A 13,677-nucleotide genomic window follows, 5' to 3' on the forward strand; every position below is an offset into this window, starting at 1 on the left:
ACTCGTTCGAGTGAGCCACCTGAGCTGATGTGTGGGATCTGTGCGTCCTGGTGGGGGAGTGGGGGAGGGGGTGCCCTGGGTTTTCCTTAGCATAGGTAATGAGTTACGCTAAGGAACATGGCTGATCTCACCCACGGCGACGACGCGGACGCCGTGAACGCACTCCGCTCGGCCGTCATGCGGCTGGGCCGGCGCCTCAAGCACCAGCGTGTCGACGAGACCCTGAGTCCGACCGAGATGTCGGTGCTCGGCACCCTCGCCCGCTGCGGGTCCGCCACACCCGGCGAGCTGGCCCGCAAGGAGCACGTACAGCCGCCGTCGATGACGCGCATCGTGGCTCTGCTCGAAGCCAAGGGACTCGTCCGGCTCGACCCGCACCCCGACGACCGCAGACAGAAAGTTGTCACGTCGACCGAGACGGCCGAGGCCATGCTCGAAGAGAGCCGCCGCAAGCGGAACGCCTGGCTCACCGCAATGGCGGAAGGGCTGGACGAGGACGAATGGGCCAAGCTCCGCGCCGCCGCGCCGGTGCTGGAGAAGCTCGCACATCTGTAACCGCCCCGACCCGGGCCGGTGAACGGCGGCGCGCTGTCCGCCACCGGCACGTACACCTGAGGAAGTACGCGTACGTATCCGCAGAAGAACGCCGTCCGCGCCGAGGAGGCGAACCGACTTTGAGTACGGGATCCGGAGCAGACTCCGCCCCCGCACCGCCCACCCCCGACCCCATTGAACAGCCCGCACAGCCCGCACAGACCGGTACGAGCATGTTCAGCTCGCTGAGGATCCGTAACTACCGGCTCTTCGCCACCGGACAGGTCGTCTCGAACACCGGCACCTGGATGCAGCGCATCGCCCAGGACTGGCTGGTGCTCACCCTCACCGGCTCCTCCACGGCCGTCGGTATCACCACGGCCCTGCAATTCCTGCCGATGCTGCTCTTCGGTCTGTACGGCGGCGTCATCGCCGACCGGTGCAACAAGCGCACCCTGCTGCTCGGCACCCAGGCCGCCATGGGAATCACCGGCCTCGCACTCGCCGCCCTCACTCTCACCGGCCATGTCCAGGTCTGGCATGTGTACGCCACGGCCTTCGTACTCGGCCTGGTCACGGTGGTCGACAACCCGGCGCGGCAGTCGTTCGTGCACGAGATGGTCGGCCCCGACCAACTGCGTAACGCCGTCAGTCTGAACTCCGCCAACTTCCAGTCCGCCCGGCTCGTGGGCCCGGCCGTCGCCGGCGTGCTGATCACCGCCGTCGGCAGCGGCTACGCCTTCCTCCTCAACGGACTCTCCTTCATCGCGCCGCTCACCGTCCTGCTGCTGATGCGCACCTCCGAGCTCCACCGGGTCGAGCGCACCCCGCGCGGCAAGGGGCAGCTGCGGGAAGGGCTGCGTTACGTCGCCGGGCGGCCCGAACTGATCTGGCCGATCGTGCTGGTCGGCTTCATCGGCACGTTCGGCTTCAATTTCCCGATCTGGCTCTCCGCCTTCGCGGACGACGTCTTCCACGCGGGCGCCGGTACGTACGGGCTGCTCAACAGCCTGATGGCGGTCGGCTCCCTGATCGGCGCCCTGCTCGCCGCGCGCCGGGGCAGCTCCCGGATGCGGCTGCTGGTGGCCGCGGCGATCCTCTTCGGTGTGCTGGAGATCGTGACCGCCTTCGTACCGACGTTCTGGATCTTCGCCGCGCTGCTCGTACCGGTCGGCATGTTCGGACTGACGGTCAACGTCACCGCCAACTCCAGCATCCAGATGACCACCGACCCGGCCATGCGCGGCCGGGTGATGGCCCTGTTCATGATGGTCTTCACGGGCGGTACGCCGCTGGGCGCCCCGGTCGTCGGCTGGGTCACCGACACCTACGGTCCCAGGGTCGGCTTCGCGGCCGGCGGCGCGGTCGCCGCGCTGGCGGCGGTGGGCGTGGGCGTGATGCTCGCGCGGGCGGGCGGCCTGCGCGTCAAGATCGACATGGAGCGGGGGCGCCCGCGCGTGACGTTCGTCCAGCGGGAGCGGCTGGCGACGGCGGCGTGAGCGCCGGGCGGCGTGCGTCGACGTAAGTCGATGGTGCCGGGGCGCGGCGGGATGCCAGACTTCCCGCATGCGTCTCTTCGCCGCCGTACTGCCGCCCGCCCAGGCCGCCGACGAACTCGCCGTGGCCCTCGACGAACGGCTCCGGGGGCTCCCCGGAGCCGACGGGCTGCGGTGGACCGGCCAGGAGGGGTGGCACTTCACACTCGCCTTCATGGGCGAGGTGGACGACGGGCTGGTGCCCGAACTGACCGAGCGCCTGGAGCGGGCCGCGAACCGTACGGACGCGTTCTCGCTGCGCCTCCACGGCGGCGGGCACTTCGGCGGGCGCGCCCTGTGGGCCGGCGCCGCCGGGGGTATCGCGGAGCTGCGGCGCCTGGCGGAGCGCGCGGACGCCGCGGCGCGCCGCACGGGCGTACCGATGGAGGAACACCGCGCCTACCGGCCGCATCTGACCGTCGCGCGCACGCGGACGGAGACCGATCTGGTCCCGTACGCGAACGCACTCGACGGCTTCGAGGGCACGCCCTGGGAGGTCGGTGAGCTGGCGCTCGTACGGAGCAGGCTGCCCGTGGACGGGGTACGGGGCGCCCAGCCGCGCTACGAGACGCTGGTGCGCTTCCCGACGGCGAAGGCGGGCGTGGGGCCGGGGACGAAGCCCGCCGCCGAGCCGGGCACCGACGGCCGTTAACCTCGACGTGTGGACCCCAAAACCCGTAACCGGATCATGGCCGCCGCGCTGGTGCTGATGTTCGTGATCGTCGCCGTGACGGCGGCGTTCGGCTAAGGGCCTGTCCGGCGGATCTTCGTGGGGGCGAAGATCCGCCGGACAGGCCCTGGAGCCCGTGCCGGACGGGCCTCGGTGCTGCCCGTCCGGCGATCAGGACTCGGCGAGCCCTGCGCCCGCTACCAGGCGAATGCCTCCGGCGACGGCCCCGTACCCGGGAAGATCTCCTCCAGGGACGCCAGCACCTCGTCCGACAGCTCCAGCTCGACCCCGCGCAGCGCGGACTCCAGCTGCTCGGCGGTGCGCGGGCCGACGATCGGGCCCGTCACGCCGGGACGGGTGAGCAGCCAGGCCAGCGCCGCCTCTCCCGGCTCGATGCCGTGCTTGGCGAGCAGGTCCTCGTACGCCTGCACCTGCTCACGGATCTTCGTGTCGGCGAGCCGGTCGCTCGAACGCTTCCCGGTGCCGCCCTCGCGCTCCTTGCGGATCGCGCCACCGAGGAGCCCGCCGTGGAGCGGCGACCAGGGGATGACCCCGAGGCCGTACTCCTGCGCGGCCGGGATGACCTCCATCTCGGCGCGGCGCTCGGCGAGGTTGTACAGGCACTGCTCGCTGACCAGGCCGTACGAGCCCAGGCGGCGGGCGGTCTCGTTGGTCTGGGCGATCTTCCAGCCGGGGAAGTTCGACGAACCGGCGTAGAGGATCTTGCCCTGCTGTATCAGGGTGTCTATGGCCTGCCAGATCTCCTCGACCGGGGTGGCACGGTCGATGTGGTGGAACTGGTAGAGATCGATGTGGTCGGTCTGGAGCCGCTTGAGGCTGGCGTCCACCGCGCGGCGGATGTTGAGGGCCGACAGCTTGTCGTGGTTGGGCCACGCGTCGCCCCCGGCCGCCATGTTGCCGTACACCTTGGTGGCGAGCACGACCTTGTCGCGACGGCCGCCGCCCTGCGCGAACCAGGTGCCGAGGATCTCCTCCGTACGGCCCTTGTTCTCGCCCCCGCCGTAGACGTTGGCGGTGTCGAAGAAGTTGATACCGGCGCCGAGGGCGTCATCCATGAGGGCGTGGCTGTCGGCCTCGTTGGTGTGAGGTCCGAAGTTCATGGTGCCGAGGACGAGTCGGCTGACTTTGAGTCCGGTGCGTCCGAGCTGCGTGTACTTCATGGCTCAACAGCCAACGCCTTCGAGCGCGCTCGAAGCAAGACCTCGATTCCGGGGCGCCCGGGGCGGGGTACGGGGCTTACGTTGGGGTGAGCGTGAGGGCGACGGCGAGTGGTGGGGGTGGTGCGGCGATGGCCGGCGGCGGGGACGAGCGTGACGAGGGCGGTGAGCCGCCCTGCATGCTGGATCTGGTCTGCGAGGAGTGCGGGCGGCTGAACGACGAGCCGGGGCCGGCGGTCTGCGGTGGGTGCGGGAGGCCGCCGGGGCGGGGGTGACGCGGCTCAGCCGAGCGCCGCTCGATCCCCAACTCGCCCCGATGTGAGGGCATATGGCGCGCCCAGCCCCCATGCCTGGTGCATCGCGTCGGCGAACGCGCCGGCGAGCAGGTGCTCACCAGAAGGGCCGGGGTGCGTCCCGTCGTAGGTGTCCCGGCCGACGTCGTACGACGCCGGGCGGGTGGCCGGCAGCAGGGGCGAGGCCGGGTCGTCCAGATCGGCGACCGCCTTGGCCAGCAGGTCGTTGAAACGGTCGACCTCGGCGGCGAACGCCGGGTCCGTCCCGGCACGGACGTTGGGTATGACGGGCAGCAGGACGAACCGGACGCGCGGGTTCGCCGCCCGCGCCTCGGCGATGAACTCCCGTGCGTACAGGGCCGTTCGCTCGCTGTCCGTGTAGAAGCCGAGGTCTATCAGACCCAGCGAGACGAGCAGGACGTCCGCGCGGTGCGCGGCGACCGCCTCGCGGATCACCGGCGCCATGTGCTGCCACCCCTCGCCCCAGCCCGCGAGGTGCCCCCACGCCCGCGAGGGGAAGTCGGGGGCGCCGTACGCGTGCGAGACCGGGGCGTCGGCGTGGGTGTCGTACAGGCCGGTGCGCGGGCCGACGATCGAATACGGGCTGTCGTACGACGCGTTCAGGTGCTGCCACATCCGGTAGCGCCAGGTGAAGTCGCCTGCGCGGCCGATGGTCATCGAGTCGCCGACGAACATGAAACGCATCGGGACATCATCCACGATCGCCCGGGACCGACCGAGCCGGGCCCGGGAAGGTGGCAGTCTTGGGCCATGGTCAAGGTCATGCGTCCGTCTCCGCGTCTCGGTCCCGTCCGGTCGGCCCTCGTGGCGGCGGTGCTCGTCCTGGTGCCCGCGGGGGCCGCGGTGCCCGCGGGCGCGGCAGTCCCGGGGGCCCCCGCCGGGTCCGCCGCCGACCCCGACCGGAGCTTCCGGACGACCGACCCGCGGATCACCGAGTCCAGCGGGCTGGCCGCCAGCCGCGCGCACCCCGGCGTCTACTGGACCCACAACGACCAGGACGAGCCCCGCGTCTTCGGCGTCGACTCGCGGACCGGCGAGACCGTCGCGACGATCACCATGCGCGGGGTCGGCGAGCCCCGCGACATGGAGGCGATCTCCGTCGGCGCCGACGGGAACATCTACGTCGGTGACATCGGCGACAACCTCAACGGCAGCTGGGAGCACGTCTGGATCTACCGCTTCCCCGAGCCGGAGCGGCTCGCGGACGCGACGGTCGACGCGACGCAGTTCACCGTGAAGTACGCGGACGGCCCGCGCGACGCCGAGGCGCTGATGGTCCACCCCACCACCGGCCGCGTCTACATCGCCTCGAAGAACGAGGACGGAGGCGGCCTCTACGAAGGGCCGGCGAAGCTGACCCCCGGCGGCACGAACACCTTCACACGCGTCGGCGAGGTGCCGTGGGTGACCGACGGCGCGTTCTCGCCGGACGGCAAGGAGCTGGTGCTGCGCTCGTACTTCAGCGCACGCGGTTACGCCTGGAAGAACGGCCGCCTCGGCGCCGACCACCGCGTCCGGGCCCCGGTCCAGGGGCAGGCGGAGTCGGTGTCGTACACCCTGGACGGTTCGGCCCTGATGTTCGGCACGGAGGGCACGGGCAGCGAGGTCGAGCGTGTCGACGTCGAAGGGGGCGGCGGCTCGTCCGGGGGCGGCGGGAGCGCGGGGAACGGCAGCGCGGGTGAGGACGGCGTCGGGGCCGACGGCGGGAATCTGACGATCGGCGCGGTGGTGCTCGTCGGCGCCGCCGTGCTGTTCCTCGGCTTCAGACGCCGGCGGGGCAGCGACTGACGTACCGCCTCGGGCGGGACTCCGCGGAGATGACCTACGGCCTTGTGCGCTGCTGGACCAGCACCTCCAGGCCGTCGAGCAGGCGCTGGAGACCGAACTCGAAGTGGTCGAAGTCGGGGCCGAACGCCTCCGCCGACAGCCCTGCCATCAGCGGGTAGCGCCCGCTGGTCATCACCGCCGTCAGGACCGGCTCCTGCGCCTGCCAGAACTCGTCGTCGCTGATGCCGCTCGTCCGCCGCGCCTCGACCGCGTGCACCTGGGTACGGGCGACCCCCGAGACGTATCCGCTGACCATGATCATCACGGAGATCAGCTCCGGGTCGCTCAGACCCATGTCCTTGATCCCGGCGAGCATCGTCTCCATGCCGCCGACCGCGCCGGGGCCGAGGACGGGCCTGGTCTGGTTGACGGAGAGGAGCCAGGGGTGGGCCTGGTAGAGGGCGAGTTCCCCGCGGGCGGCCGTTTCGACGGTCTTGCGCCAGCCGGGAGCTGAAGCGGCAGGCTCGGACGGCTGGGCGGTCTCGCCCTGTACGCGGTCCAGCATCAGGTCCACCAGCTCGGCCCGGCCGGGGACATGGCGGTAGAGCGACATCGTTCCCGCGCCCAGTTCCGTGGAGAGTCTGCGCATCGAGACCGCCGCGAGCCCCTCGGCGTCCGCGAGTTCGACGGCCGCCGTGACGATCCGGTCGAGCGTGAGCCCCGGTTTCGGGCCGCGGGTCGCGCGCTCCCCGGTGCCCCAGAGGAGTTCCAGGCTGCGTGAGACGTCTCCGCTGCCGCTGCTGTCCGTCGTCGTCATGGCTTCAGCCTAATCGGCTCGCCATTAATTGGGTACTGTGTACGCTCTGCGGGTACACCGTACTCAGTTCCTTGGAGGAGCAGTGACCGAATACGCCGTACGTGCCGAAGCGATCCGGAAGCGGTACGGGGACACGTACGCCCTCGACGGCTTCGACCTCGCCGTACGCACCGGAACCGTGCACGGGCTCCTCGGCCCGAACGGCGCCGGCAAGACCACCGCCGTCCGCGCACTCGCCACGCTGCTCAAGCTCGACGGCGGGCGCGCCACGGTCGCCGGGGTCGACGTGAGCCGCGACCCGCGCACGGTCCGGAGCCTGATCGGGCTCACCGGGCAGTACGCGGCGGTGGACGAGATCCTCACCGGCCGGCAGAACCTGGAGATGTTCGGCCGTCTCTTCCACCTCGGCGGGCGGCGGGCCGCGCTGCGCGCCGGCGAACTGCTGGAACGGTTCGACCTGGTCGAAGCGGCGGACAAGGGTGTGGGCGGGTACAGCGGCGGCATGCGGCGCCGGCTCGACCTCGCCGCGTCGATGATCCTCGCGCCACGGGTCCTGTTCCTCGATGAGCCGACCACCGGGCTCGACCCGCGCGGGCGCGGCGAGGTCTGGGACGCGGTGCGGGCGCTGGTCGCGAACGGTACGACGGTGCTGCTCACGACCCAGTATCTGGACGAGGCCGACAAGCTCGCCTCACACATCACGGTCATCGACCAGGGCCGGGCGATCGCCGACGACACCCCGGCCGAGCTGAAGAACACCGTGGGCGGCGACCTGATCGAGGTCGTCGTTCACGAGAGTCACGAACTCCCGGCGGCGGCCGAGGTGGTGGCCCGCGTCGCGAGCGCGCCGCCCGGCACGGACCCCGAGGCGCGCCGGGTGCACGCGCCGGTCACCGACCGGGTGGCCGCGCTGACGGAGGTGGCGCGGGAGCTGCGGGACCGGGGGATCGCGGTGGAGGACATCGGCCTGCGCAGGCCGAGCCTGGACGACGTGTTCCTGCGGCTGACGGGTCACCGTACGGAAGTGGCGACGGCGCCCCGGAAGACGGAGGTCGCGGCATGAGCGCGCGGATCGGTCTCACCCCGGAGGGCGACCACGGCCGCGCCTACTGGGCGCTGGCCGACTGCTGGAATCTGGTACGCCGCAGTCTGACCCACTACCGGCGCCAACCCGTCTACATCCTCTGGATGCTGGGCTTCCCGGTCGTCTCCGTACTGCTCTACGGCTATGTCTTCGGCAGCGCCATGAAGGTCCCGGGCGGTGGGGACTACCGCGAGTTCCTGATGCCGGGCATGTTCGCGATGACGATGGCCTTCGGCTTCATCAACACGGCGGTCGCCTTCGTCACCGACTCCAGCAAGGGCGTCAACGACCGTTTCCGTTCGATGCCGATGGCGCCGTCGGCGGTGGTCACGGGGCGCGGCGTCGGCGACATGATCACCGCGTGCGCGGAACTGGCGATCCTCGCGCTCACGGCCCTGCTGATCGGCTGGCGCGCGGACGCGGGCCTGCTCGCCGCCCTGTCGGCCTTCGGCCTGCTCCTGCTGCTGCGCTTCTCGCTGATCTGGGTGGGAGTCTGGCTCGGCCTGCTGGTCCCGGGCCCGGAACAGGCCGGCAACCTCTTCGTCGTCGCCTTCCCCCTGACGATGATCTCCAGCGTCTTCGTGGCCCCGTCCCTGATGCCGGACTGGCTGGGCGTGGTCGCGGCCTGGAACCCGGTCTCGGCGACGGTGACGGCGACCCGCGAACTGTTCGGCAACCCGGTGGCGAACGGCGGCAGTTGGCCGGAGGAACACGCGCTGCTGCTGTCGGTGGCCTGGCCGGCGGCGATCACGCTGGTGTTCGCACCGCTGGCGGTACGGAGATTCCAGCGGCTGAGTAGGTGAGACCGGGTGCGCTCAGTGGGAGTCTGTCGACTTCCCGAGCATCAGCAGCGCCGACACATCGAGTTTCACCTCGGCGCCGATGGAGTCGGGGAGGACGACCCGCTCGCCCGGGGCATGGATCCGGTGATTTTGGTAGTCGCCGGAGGATGGGTCCGTCAGCACATGCAGACGCTTGTGCTTTCTGTCGACGATCACGTAAACGGGAATCTGCGCATCGGCGTAGGCGGCGACCTTGTTCCGCAAGTCCTGCTGATAGTTGCTGGACGTGACTTCGAGTACGAGACGGAAGATCACCGGGTCGTAGCACTTGTACTTGGTGACGTGGTCCTTGTAGTCGGCGTCGACGACGGCCAGGTCAGGGATGACGAAGTCATCCGGACCGGTGGGTAGCCACAGTCCGATGTTCTGGAGGACCTTCGACTCCGGGCCGTGTAGACCGGCGAGCGCGAAGGGAATCACCAGGTCGGTCAGGATCGATGCGTGGTCGCCGTCCGGGGGTGGGGCCACGGTGATGACGCCTCCGATGATCTCGACGCGGTAGCCGGGGTGCTGCTCCGTGAGACTGTCGGCGGTCTCAAGCAGTGACTCCGGCGGGCCGTCCCAGGGGGGCTCAGCTGCTGCGGCAGACATGCGGGCCTCCAGATGGCTGGTGTCGAGACCATCATCGTAGGCCGCGAGGGCCCGATACGTCGTGAGCGCGATCCCTCACGCGGAAGAGTGACGGCCCCGCTCCCGTGACGGGGGCGGGGCCGGTCGGCGTCGGGGTGGACCGATCAGAGCTTGTCGATCACGAAGTCGACGCACGCCGTCAGCGCCTCGACGTCCGCCGGGTCGATCGCCGGGAACATCGCCACCCGCAGCTGGTTCCGGCCCAGCTTGCGGTACGGCTCCGTGTCCACGATGCCGTTGGCGCGCAGGACCTTGGCGACCGCCGCCGCGTCGATCTCGTCCGCGAAGTCGATCGTGCCGATGACCTGCGAGCGCTGCCCCGGGTCGACCACGAACGGGGTCGCGTACTTGGACGACTCGGCCCAGCCGTACAGCGTGCGCGCCGAGGTGGCCGTGCGGGCGGTCGACCAGTCGAGGCCGCCCTGGGTGTTCAGCCAGGTCAGCTGCTCGTTCAGCAGGAAGAGCGTGGCGAGCGCCGGGGTGTTGTACGTCTGGTTCTTCAGCGAGTTGTCGATCGCCGTCGGCAGCGAGAAGAACTCCGGCACGTGCCGGCCCGAGCCGTGCACGCGCGCGGCGCGCTCCAGCGCGGCCGGCGAGAAGACGCCGATCCACAGGCCGCCGTCGGAGGCGAAGGACTTCTGCGGGGCGAAGTAGTAGACGTCGGTCTCGGCGATGTCGACCGGCAGGCCGCCCGCGCCCGAGGTGGCGTCGACCAGCACGAGCGCGCCCTCGTCGGCGCCCGCGACGCGCTTGACGGGCGCGGCGACACCGGTGGAGGTCTCGTTGTGCGTGAGCGCGTAGACGTCCACGCCCGCCTCGGCCGCCGGGTCCGGGTGGCTGCCCGGATCGGCGGAGATGACGGTCGGCTCGGCCAGCCAGGGCGCGAGCTTCGACGCCTTCGCGAACTTCGAAGAGAACTCGCCGAAGCTCAGGTGCTGCGACTTGTTCTCGATCAGACCGTGCGTCGCGATGTCCCAGAAGGCGGTGGAGCCGCCGTTGCCCAGGATCACCTCGTAGCCCTCGGGGAGCTGGAAGAGCTCGCGTACACCGTCGCGTACCGCGCCGACCAGGTTCTTCACCGGGGCCTGGCGGTGGGAGGTGCCGAGGAGAGAGGTACCGGTGGCGGCCAGTGCGTCGACCGCCTCCGTACGCACCTTGGAGGGGCCAGCGCCGAATCGACCGTCGGCGGGCTTGATGTCAGCGGGAATCTGAATATCGGCCACGGGCGGCAGCCTAGACGTTTTCCGCCGGCCGTCAGGGGAGTGGTTCACGTCGTGAGATGCCTCCGGCGGGGCATCCTGGGGGAATGGCTGAGCACCGGGAGCGGCACGGGAAGCGGGAAACGGCGATGCGTACGGCACCTGCGAAAGCGGCGGACACCGCGGCGACCACGGCGGCGACGACCGCCCTCGCCAGAGACCTGTCCGACGCCGTCCGCGGGGACGTGGACTTCGGTTCCGCCGCCCGCGCCCTGGTCACCATGGACGCGTCCAACTACCGCCGCGTTCCCGTCGGCGTCGTCTCCCCCCGTGACGCGGCGGACGTCGCGGCGGCCCTCGACGTGTGCCGCACGCACGGCGTGCCCGTCGTGCCACGCGGCGGCGGGACCTCGATCGCGGGGAACGCGACGGGCATCGGAGTCGTCCTCGATCTCACCCGGCATCTTCGCTCGATCGTGTCGGTCGACGCCGGGGCGCGTACCGCCGTCGTGCAGCCCGGGGTCGTTCTCGACCGGCTGCGCGACACCGTCGCACCGCACGGGCTGACCTTCGGGCCCGACCCGTCCACGCACAGCCGCTGCACGATCGGGGGCATGATCGGCAACAACTCGTGCGGGTCGCACTCCGTCGCGTGGGGGACGACCGCCGACAACGTCCACGAGCTGTCGGTCACGACGTACGGCGGCGACGCCCTGCGGCTCGGCCGGGGCTGGGACGGCGCCCCCACCGGCCTGCGCCCCCTCGTGGAGTCCAACCTCGCGCTCCTGCGCACCGGTTACCCCACGGGCCTGCCGCGCCGTATCTCCGGTTACGCGATCGACGCGCTGCTCCCCGAGAACGGCACCGACCTCGCCCGCGCCTTCTGCGGCAGCGAGGGCACGCTCGGCGTCGTCACGGAAGCCGTCGTACGGCTGGTCGAATCGCCGCCCGTGCGGGTGCTCGCGGTCCTCGGCTACCCCGACGAGAGCGCGGCGGCCGAGGCTGCGGCCGGGCTGCTGCCGTACCACCCGCTGACCGTCGAGGGCATGGCCGACGACCTCGTCCCCGGCCCGCACGATCTGCCGCGCGGCGGAGCCTGGCTCTTCGTGGAGACCGGCGGGGCCACCGTCGCCGAGGCCCGCGCGCACGCCGAGCGGATCATGCGCGCGGCGGACGCCCTGGACGGCACGGTCGTGACGGACCCGACCGGGGTGCGGGCCCTGTGGCGGGTACGGGAGGACGCGTCGGGCACCGCGACGCGCAGCGCCGACGGCGGCGAGGCGTGGCCGGGCTGGGAGGACTGCGCCGTACCGCCCGCCCGACTCGGCGCGTACCTCCGGGAGTTCCGCGCGCTGCTCGCCGAGCACGGGCTGCGGGGCACACCGTACGGGCACTTCGGCGACGGCTGCATCCATGTCCGCATCGACTTCGACCTGTTGAGCACCGACGGCGTACGGCGCTTCCGCCGCTTCTCCGAGGACGTGGCCCGGCTCGTCGTCGCGCACGGCGGCTCGCTCTCCGGCGAACACGGTGACGGGCTGGCGCGCTCCGAGCTGCTGCCGACCATGTACGGGGTCGAACTGACCGGTCTCTTCGGGCGGTTCAAGGACGTGTGGGACCCGGCTGGGGGCCTGAACCCCGGTTCGATCGCGCGGCCCGCCAGGCTGGACGAGAACCTGCGCTTCGAGGTCCTGCCGCGCGGGCGTGTCGACGTCGCCTTCGCCTACCCGCACGACGGCGAGGCGGACGGCGTGGTGGGCGGTGACTTCTCGGCGGCCGTGCGGCGCTGTGTGGGAGTCGCCAAGTGCCGGGTGGAGGGGCCGAGTTCGGGGGCGGGGGTGATGTGCCCGTCGTTCCGCGCGACCGGCGACGAACAGCACTCCACGCGCGGACGTGCCCGGCTGCTGCACGAGATGCTCGCCGGCGAGATCGTCACGGACGGCTGGCGCTCGACCGAGGTCAAGGACGCGCTCGACCTCTGCCTGTCCTGCAAGGGCTGCCGCAGCGACTGCCCGGTGGGGGTCGACATGGCCACGTACAAGGCGGAGTTCCTGCACCACCACTACGCGGGCCGGCGTCGGCCCGCCGCGCACTACGCGATGGGGCGGCTGCCGCGCTGGCTCCGCGCCGCCGCGCCCTTCGCGCGCCTGCTGAACGCGGCGGTACGGGTGCCGGGAGCCGCCGCGCTGGCCAAGCGCCTGGGCGGCATCGCCCCCGAGCGCTCGATCCCGCGTCTGGCGCCGCGTACGTTCACCCGCTGGCTGCGGGGGCAGCGGCGGGAGCGGGGAGGCGACCCGGCGGTGGTGCTGTGGCCGGACACCTTCACGGAGCACCTGTCGCCGTCGGTGGGGCGGGCGGCGGTACAGGTCCTGGACGCGGCCGGGGTGGGTTTCACCCTGCCGCCGGGCACGGTGTGCTGCGGCCTGACGTACGTCTCCACGGGCCAGCTCGACCAGGCCCGTGCCGTGATGCGCACCACCCTGGACCGGCTCGAACCGCTGCTCGACACGGGCCTGCCGGTCCTCGTCCTGGAACCGAGCTGCGCCGCCGCGCTCAAGACCGACCTGCCGGAACTCCTCGCGGACGACCCCCGCGCGGCCCGCCTCGCCGCGTCGGTACGCACCTTCGCCCAGACCCTGGAGGAGTGCGCCCCCGACTGGCGGCCACCCCGCGTGAACCGCCCGGTCGCGGGCCAGACCCACTGCCACCAGCACGCGATCCTCGGCGACGCCTCGGAACGCCGCCTACGCGAACGGGCGGGCCTGACAGGCGAGTTGAGTGGCGGCTGCTGCGGCCTGGCGGGCAACTTCGGCTTCGAGAAGGGCCACTACGAGGTCTCGGCGGCCTGCGCGGAGGACCAGTTGCTGCCCGCGGTCCGCTCGGCGGCGGAAGGCACGGAGCTGCTGGCGGACGGCTACTCGTGCCGTACGCAACTGGACCAACTGGCGGACGGCGGCGCGAGGCACCTGGCGGAGGTCCTGGCGGAGGCGCTGGACTGAGGGGGCGCCGCCACCGGATCTGCCCGGTCGAGCCCGGCCCGACCAGTTCGGCGGGCATACCGCCGAGTGCAGTATGTTAGATCGAATGGTCCATTGTGTTGCCCTGAA

The 13,677-nt window shown here is 71.4% G+C and carries 12 protein-coding genes; 7 read left to right on the forward strand and 5 right to left on the reverse strand.

Annotated elements, in window-relative coordinates; translation table 11 throughout:
• Nucleotides 1-117: 117 nt before the first annotated feature.
• The 3 genes from ACIBBB_RS24615 (at nucleotide 118) to thpR (ending at nucleotide 2,721) form a co-directional block, all read left to right on the forward strand.
• Nucleotides 118-555, forward strand: coding sequence for a MarR family winged helix-turn-helix transcriptional regulator (locus ACIBBB_RS24615; RefSeq protein WP_398985420.1), 438 nt, complete (start codon nucleotides 118-120; stop codon nucleotides 553-555).
• Between the two features lie 119 nt (nucleotides 556-674).
• Nucleotides 675-2,033, forward strand: a complete 1,359-nt coding sequence (locus ACIBBB_RS24620) for an MFS transporter (protein WP_398985422.1) — start codon at nucleotides 675-677, stop codon at nucleotides 2,031-2,033.
• A 67-nt stretch (nucleotides 2,034-2,100) separates the two neighbouring features.
• A complete protein-coding gene (gene thpR / locus ACIBBB_RS24625; RefSeq protein ID WP_398985424.1) occupies nucleotides 2,101-2,721 on the forward strand; it encodes an RNA 2',3'-cyclic phosphodiesterase in 621 nt (206 codons plus the stop codon).
• Nucleotides 2,722-2,936: 215 nt separating this feature from the next.
• Here the strand turns inward: thpR and ACIBBB_RS24630 are convergent, their stop codons facing one another.
• Together ACIBBB_RS24630 and ACIBBB_RS24635 are read right to left on the reverse strand one after the other, a co-directional pair.
• The gene (locus ACIBBB_RS24630; RefSeq protein WP_398985426.1) at nucleotides 2,937-3,920 is read right to left on the reverse strand and encodes an aldo/keto reductase; all 984 of its coding nucleotides are present in this window, start codon (nucleotides 3,918-3,920) and stop codon (nucleotides 2,937-2,939) included.
• A gap of 278 nt (nucleotides 3,921-4,198) precedes the next feature.
• Complete coding sequence (locus ACIBBB_RS24635) at nucleotides 4,199-4,915, reverse strand: GDSL-type esterase/lipase family protein (RefSeq protein WP_398985428.1); 717 nt, start codon at nucleotides 4,913-4,915, stop codon at nucleotides 4,199-4,201.
• A 78-nt stretch (nucleotides 4,916-4,993) separates the two neighbouring features.
• On the opposite strand from ACIBBB_RS24635, the gene ACIBBB_RS24640 reads away from it, so the two are divergent.
• Nucleotides 4,994-6,019: a WD40 repeat domain-containing protein gene (locus ACIBBB_RS24640; protein ID WP_398985430.1), complete on the forward strand. Its 1,026-nt coding sequence runs from the start codon at nucleotides 4,994-4,996 to the stop codon at nucleotides 6,017-6,019.
• Nucleotides 6,020-6,053: 34 nt separating this feature from the next.
• Here the strand turns inward: ACIBBB_RS24640 and ACIBBB_RS24645 are convergent, their stop codons facing one another.
• Nucleotides 6,054-6,815, reverse strand: coding sequence for a TetR/AcrR family transcriptional regulator (locus tag ACIBBB_RS24645; RefSeq protein WP_398985432.1), 762 nt, complete (start codon nucleotides 6,813-6,815; stop codon nucleotides 6,054-6,056).
• Nucleotides 6,816-6,897: 82 nt separating this feature from the next.
• Between ACIBBB_RS24645 and ACIBBB_RS24650 the strand changes: the two genes are divergently transcribed.
• Together ACIBBB_RS24650 and ACIBBB_RS24655 are read left to right on the forward strand one after the other, a co-directional pair.
• A complete protein-coding gene (locus tag ACIBBB_RS24650) occupies nucleotides 6,898-7,878 on the forward strand; it encodes an ATP-binding cassette domain-containing protein (protein WP_398985434.1) in 981 nt (326 codons plus the stop codon).
• Nucleotides 7,875-8,702, forward strand: coding sequence for an ABC transporter permease (locus tag ACIBBB_RS24655; protein ID WP_398985435.1), 828 nt, complete (start codon nucleotides 7,875-7,877; stop codon nucleotides 8,700-8,702). The genes ACIBBB_RS24650 and ACIBBB_RS24655 overlap by 4 nt, the downstream gene beginning before the upstream one ends.
• Nucleotides 8,703-8,714: 12 nt before the next feature.
• Here the strand turns inward: ACIBBB_RS24655 and ACIBBB_RS24660 are convergent, their stop codons facing one another.
• Nucleotides 8,715-9,332: a Uma2 family endonuclease gene (locus tag ACIBBB_RS24660; RefSeq protein WP_398985437.1), complete on the reverse strand. Its 618-nt coding sequence runs from the start codon at nucleotides 9,330-9,332 to the stop codon at nucleotides 8,715-8,717.
• 143 nt (nucleotides 9,333-9,475) lie between these two features.
• A complete protein-coding gene (gene serC / locus ACIBBB_RS24665) occupies nucleotides 9,476-10,594 on the reverse strand; it encodes a phosphoserine transaminase (RefSeq protein ID WP_398985439.1) in 1,119 nt (372 codons plus the stop codon).
• A gap of 83 nt (nucleotides 10,595-10,677) precedes the next feature.
• On the opposite strand from serC, the gene ACIBBB_RS24670 reads away from it, so the two are divergent.
• Nucleotides 10,678-13,569 carry an FAD-binding and (Fe-S)-binding domain-containing protein gene (locus ACIBBB_RS24670; protein WP_398985441.1) on the forward strand — a complete coding sequence of 964 codons (2,892 nt, stop codon included), beginning with the start codon at nucleotides 10,678-10,680 and terminating at the stop codon, nucleotides 13,567-13,569.
• The last annotated feature ends 108 nt before the right edge of the window (nucleotides 13,570-13,677 follow it).

Source organism: Streptomyces sp. NPDC051217 (assembly GCF_044455465.1).
Taxonomy (GTDB): Bacteria; Actinomycetota; Actinomycetes; order Streptomycetales; family Streptomycetaceae; genus Streptomyces.

Bases quoted from the DNA above. Each gene is read 5' to 3' on its own strand.
- ACIBBB_RS24615 (WP_398985420.1), top strand. From the start codon at position 118: ATGGCTGATCTCACCCACGGCGACGACGCGGACGCCGTGAACGCACTC.
- thpR (WP_398985424.1), top strand. From the start codon at position 2,101: ATGCGTCTCTTCGCCGCCGTACTGCCGCCCGCCCAGGCCGCCGACGAA.
- ACIBBB_RS24630 (WP_398985426.1), bottom strand. From the start codon at position 3,920: ATGAAGTACACGCAGCTCGGACGCACCGGACTCAAAGTCAGCCGACTC.
- ACIBBB_RS24635 (WP_398985428.1), bottom strand. From the start codon at position 4,915: ATGCGTTTCATGTTCGTCGGCGACTCGATGACCATCGGCCGCGCAGGC.
- ACIBBB_RS24640 (WP_398985430.1), top strand. From the start codon at position 4,994: ATGCGTCCGTCTCCGCGTCTCGGTCCCGTCCGGTCGGCCCTCGTGGCG.
- ACIBBB_RS24645 (WP_398985432.1), bottom strand. From the start codon at position 6,815: ATGACGACGACGGACAGCAGCGGCAGCGGAGACGTCTCACGCAGCCTG.
- ACIBBB_RS24655 (WP_398985435.1), top strand. From the start codon at position 7,875: ATGAGCGCGCGGATCGGTCTCACCCCGGAGGGCGACCACGGCCGCGCC.
- ACIBBB_RS24660 (WP_398985437.1), bottom strand. From the start codon at position 9,332: ATGTCTGCCGCAGCAGCTGAGCCCCCCTGGGACGGCCCGCCGGAGTCA.
- ACIBBB_RS24670 (WP_398985441.1), top strand. From the start codon at position 10,678: ATGGCTGAGCACCGGGAGCGGCACGGGAAGCGGGAAACGGCGATGCGT.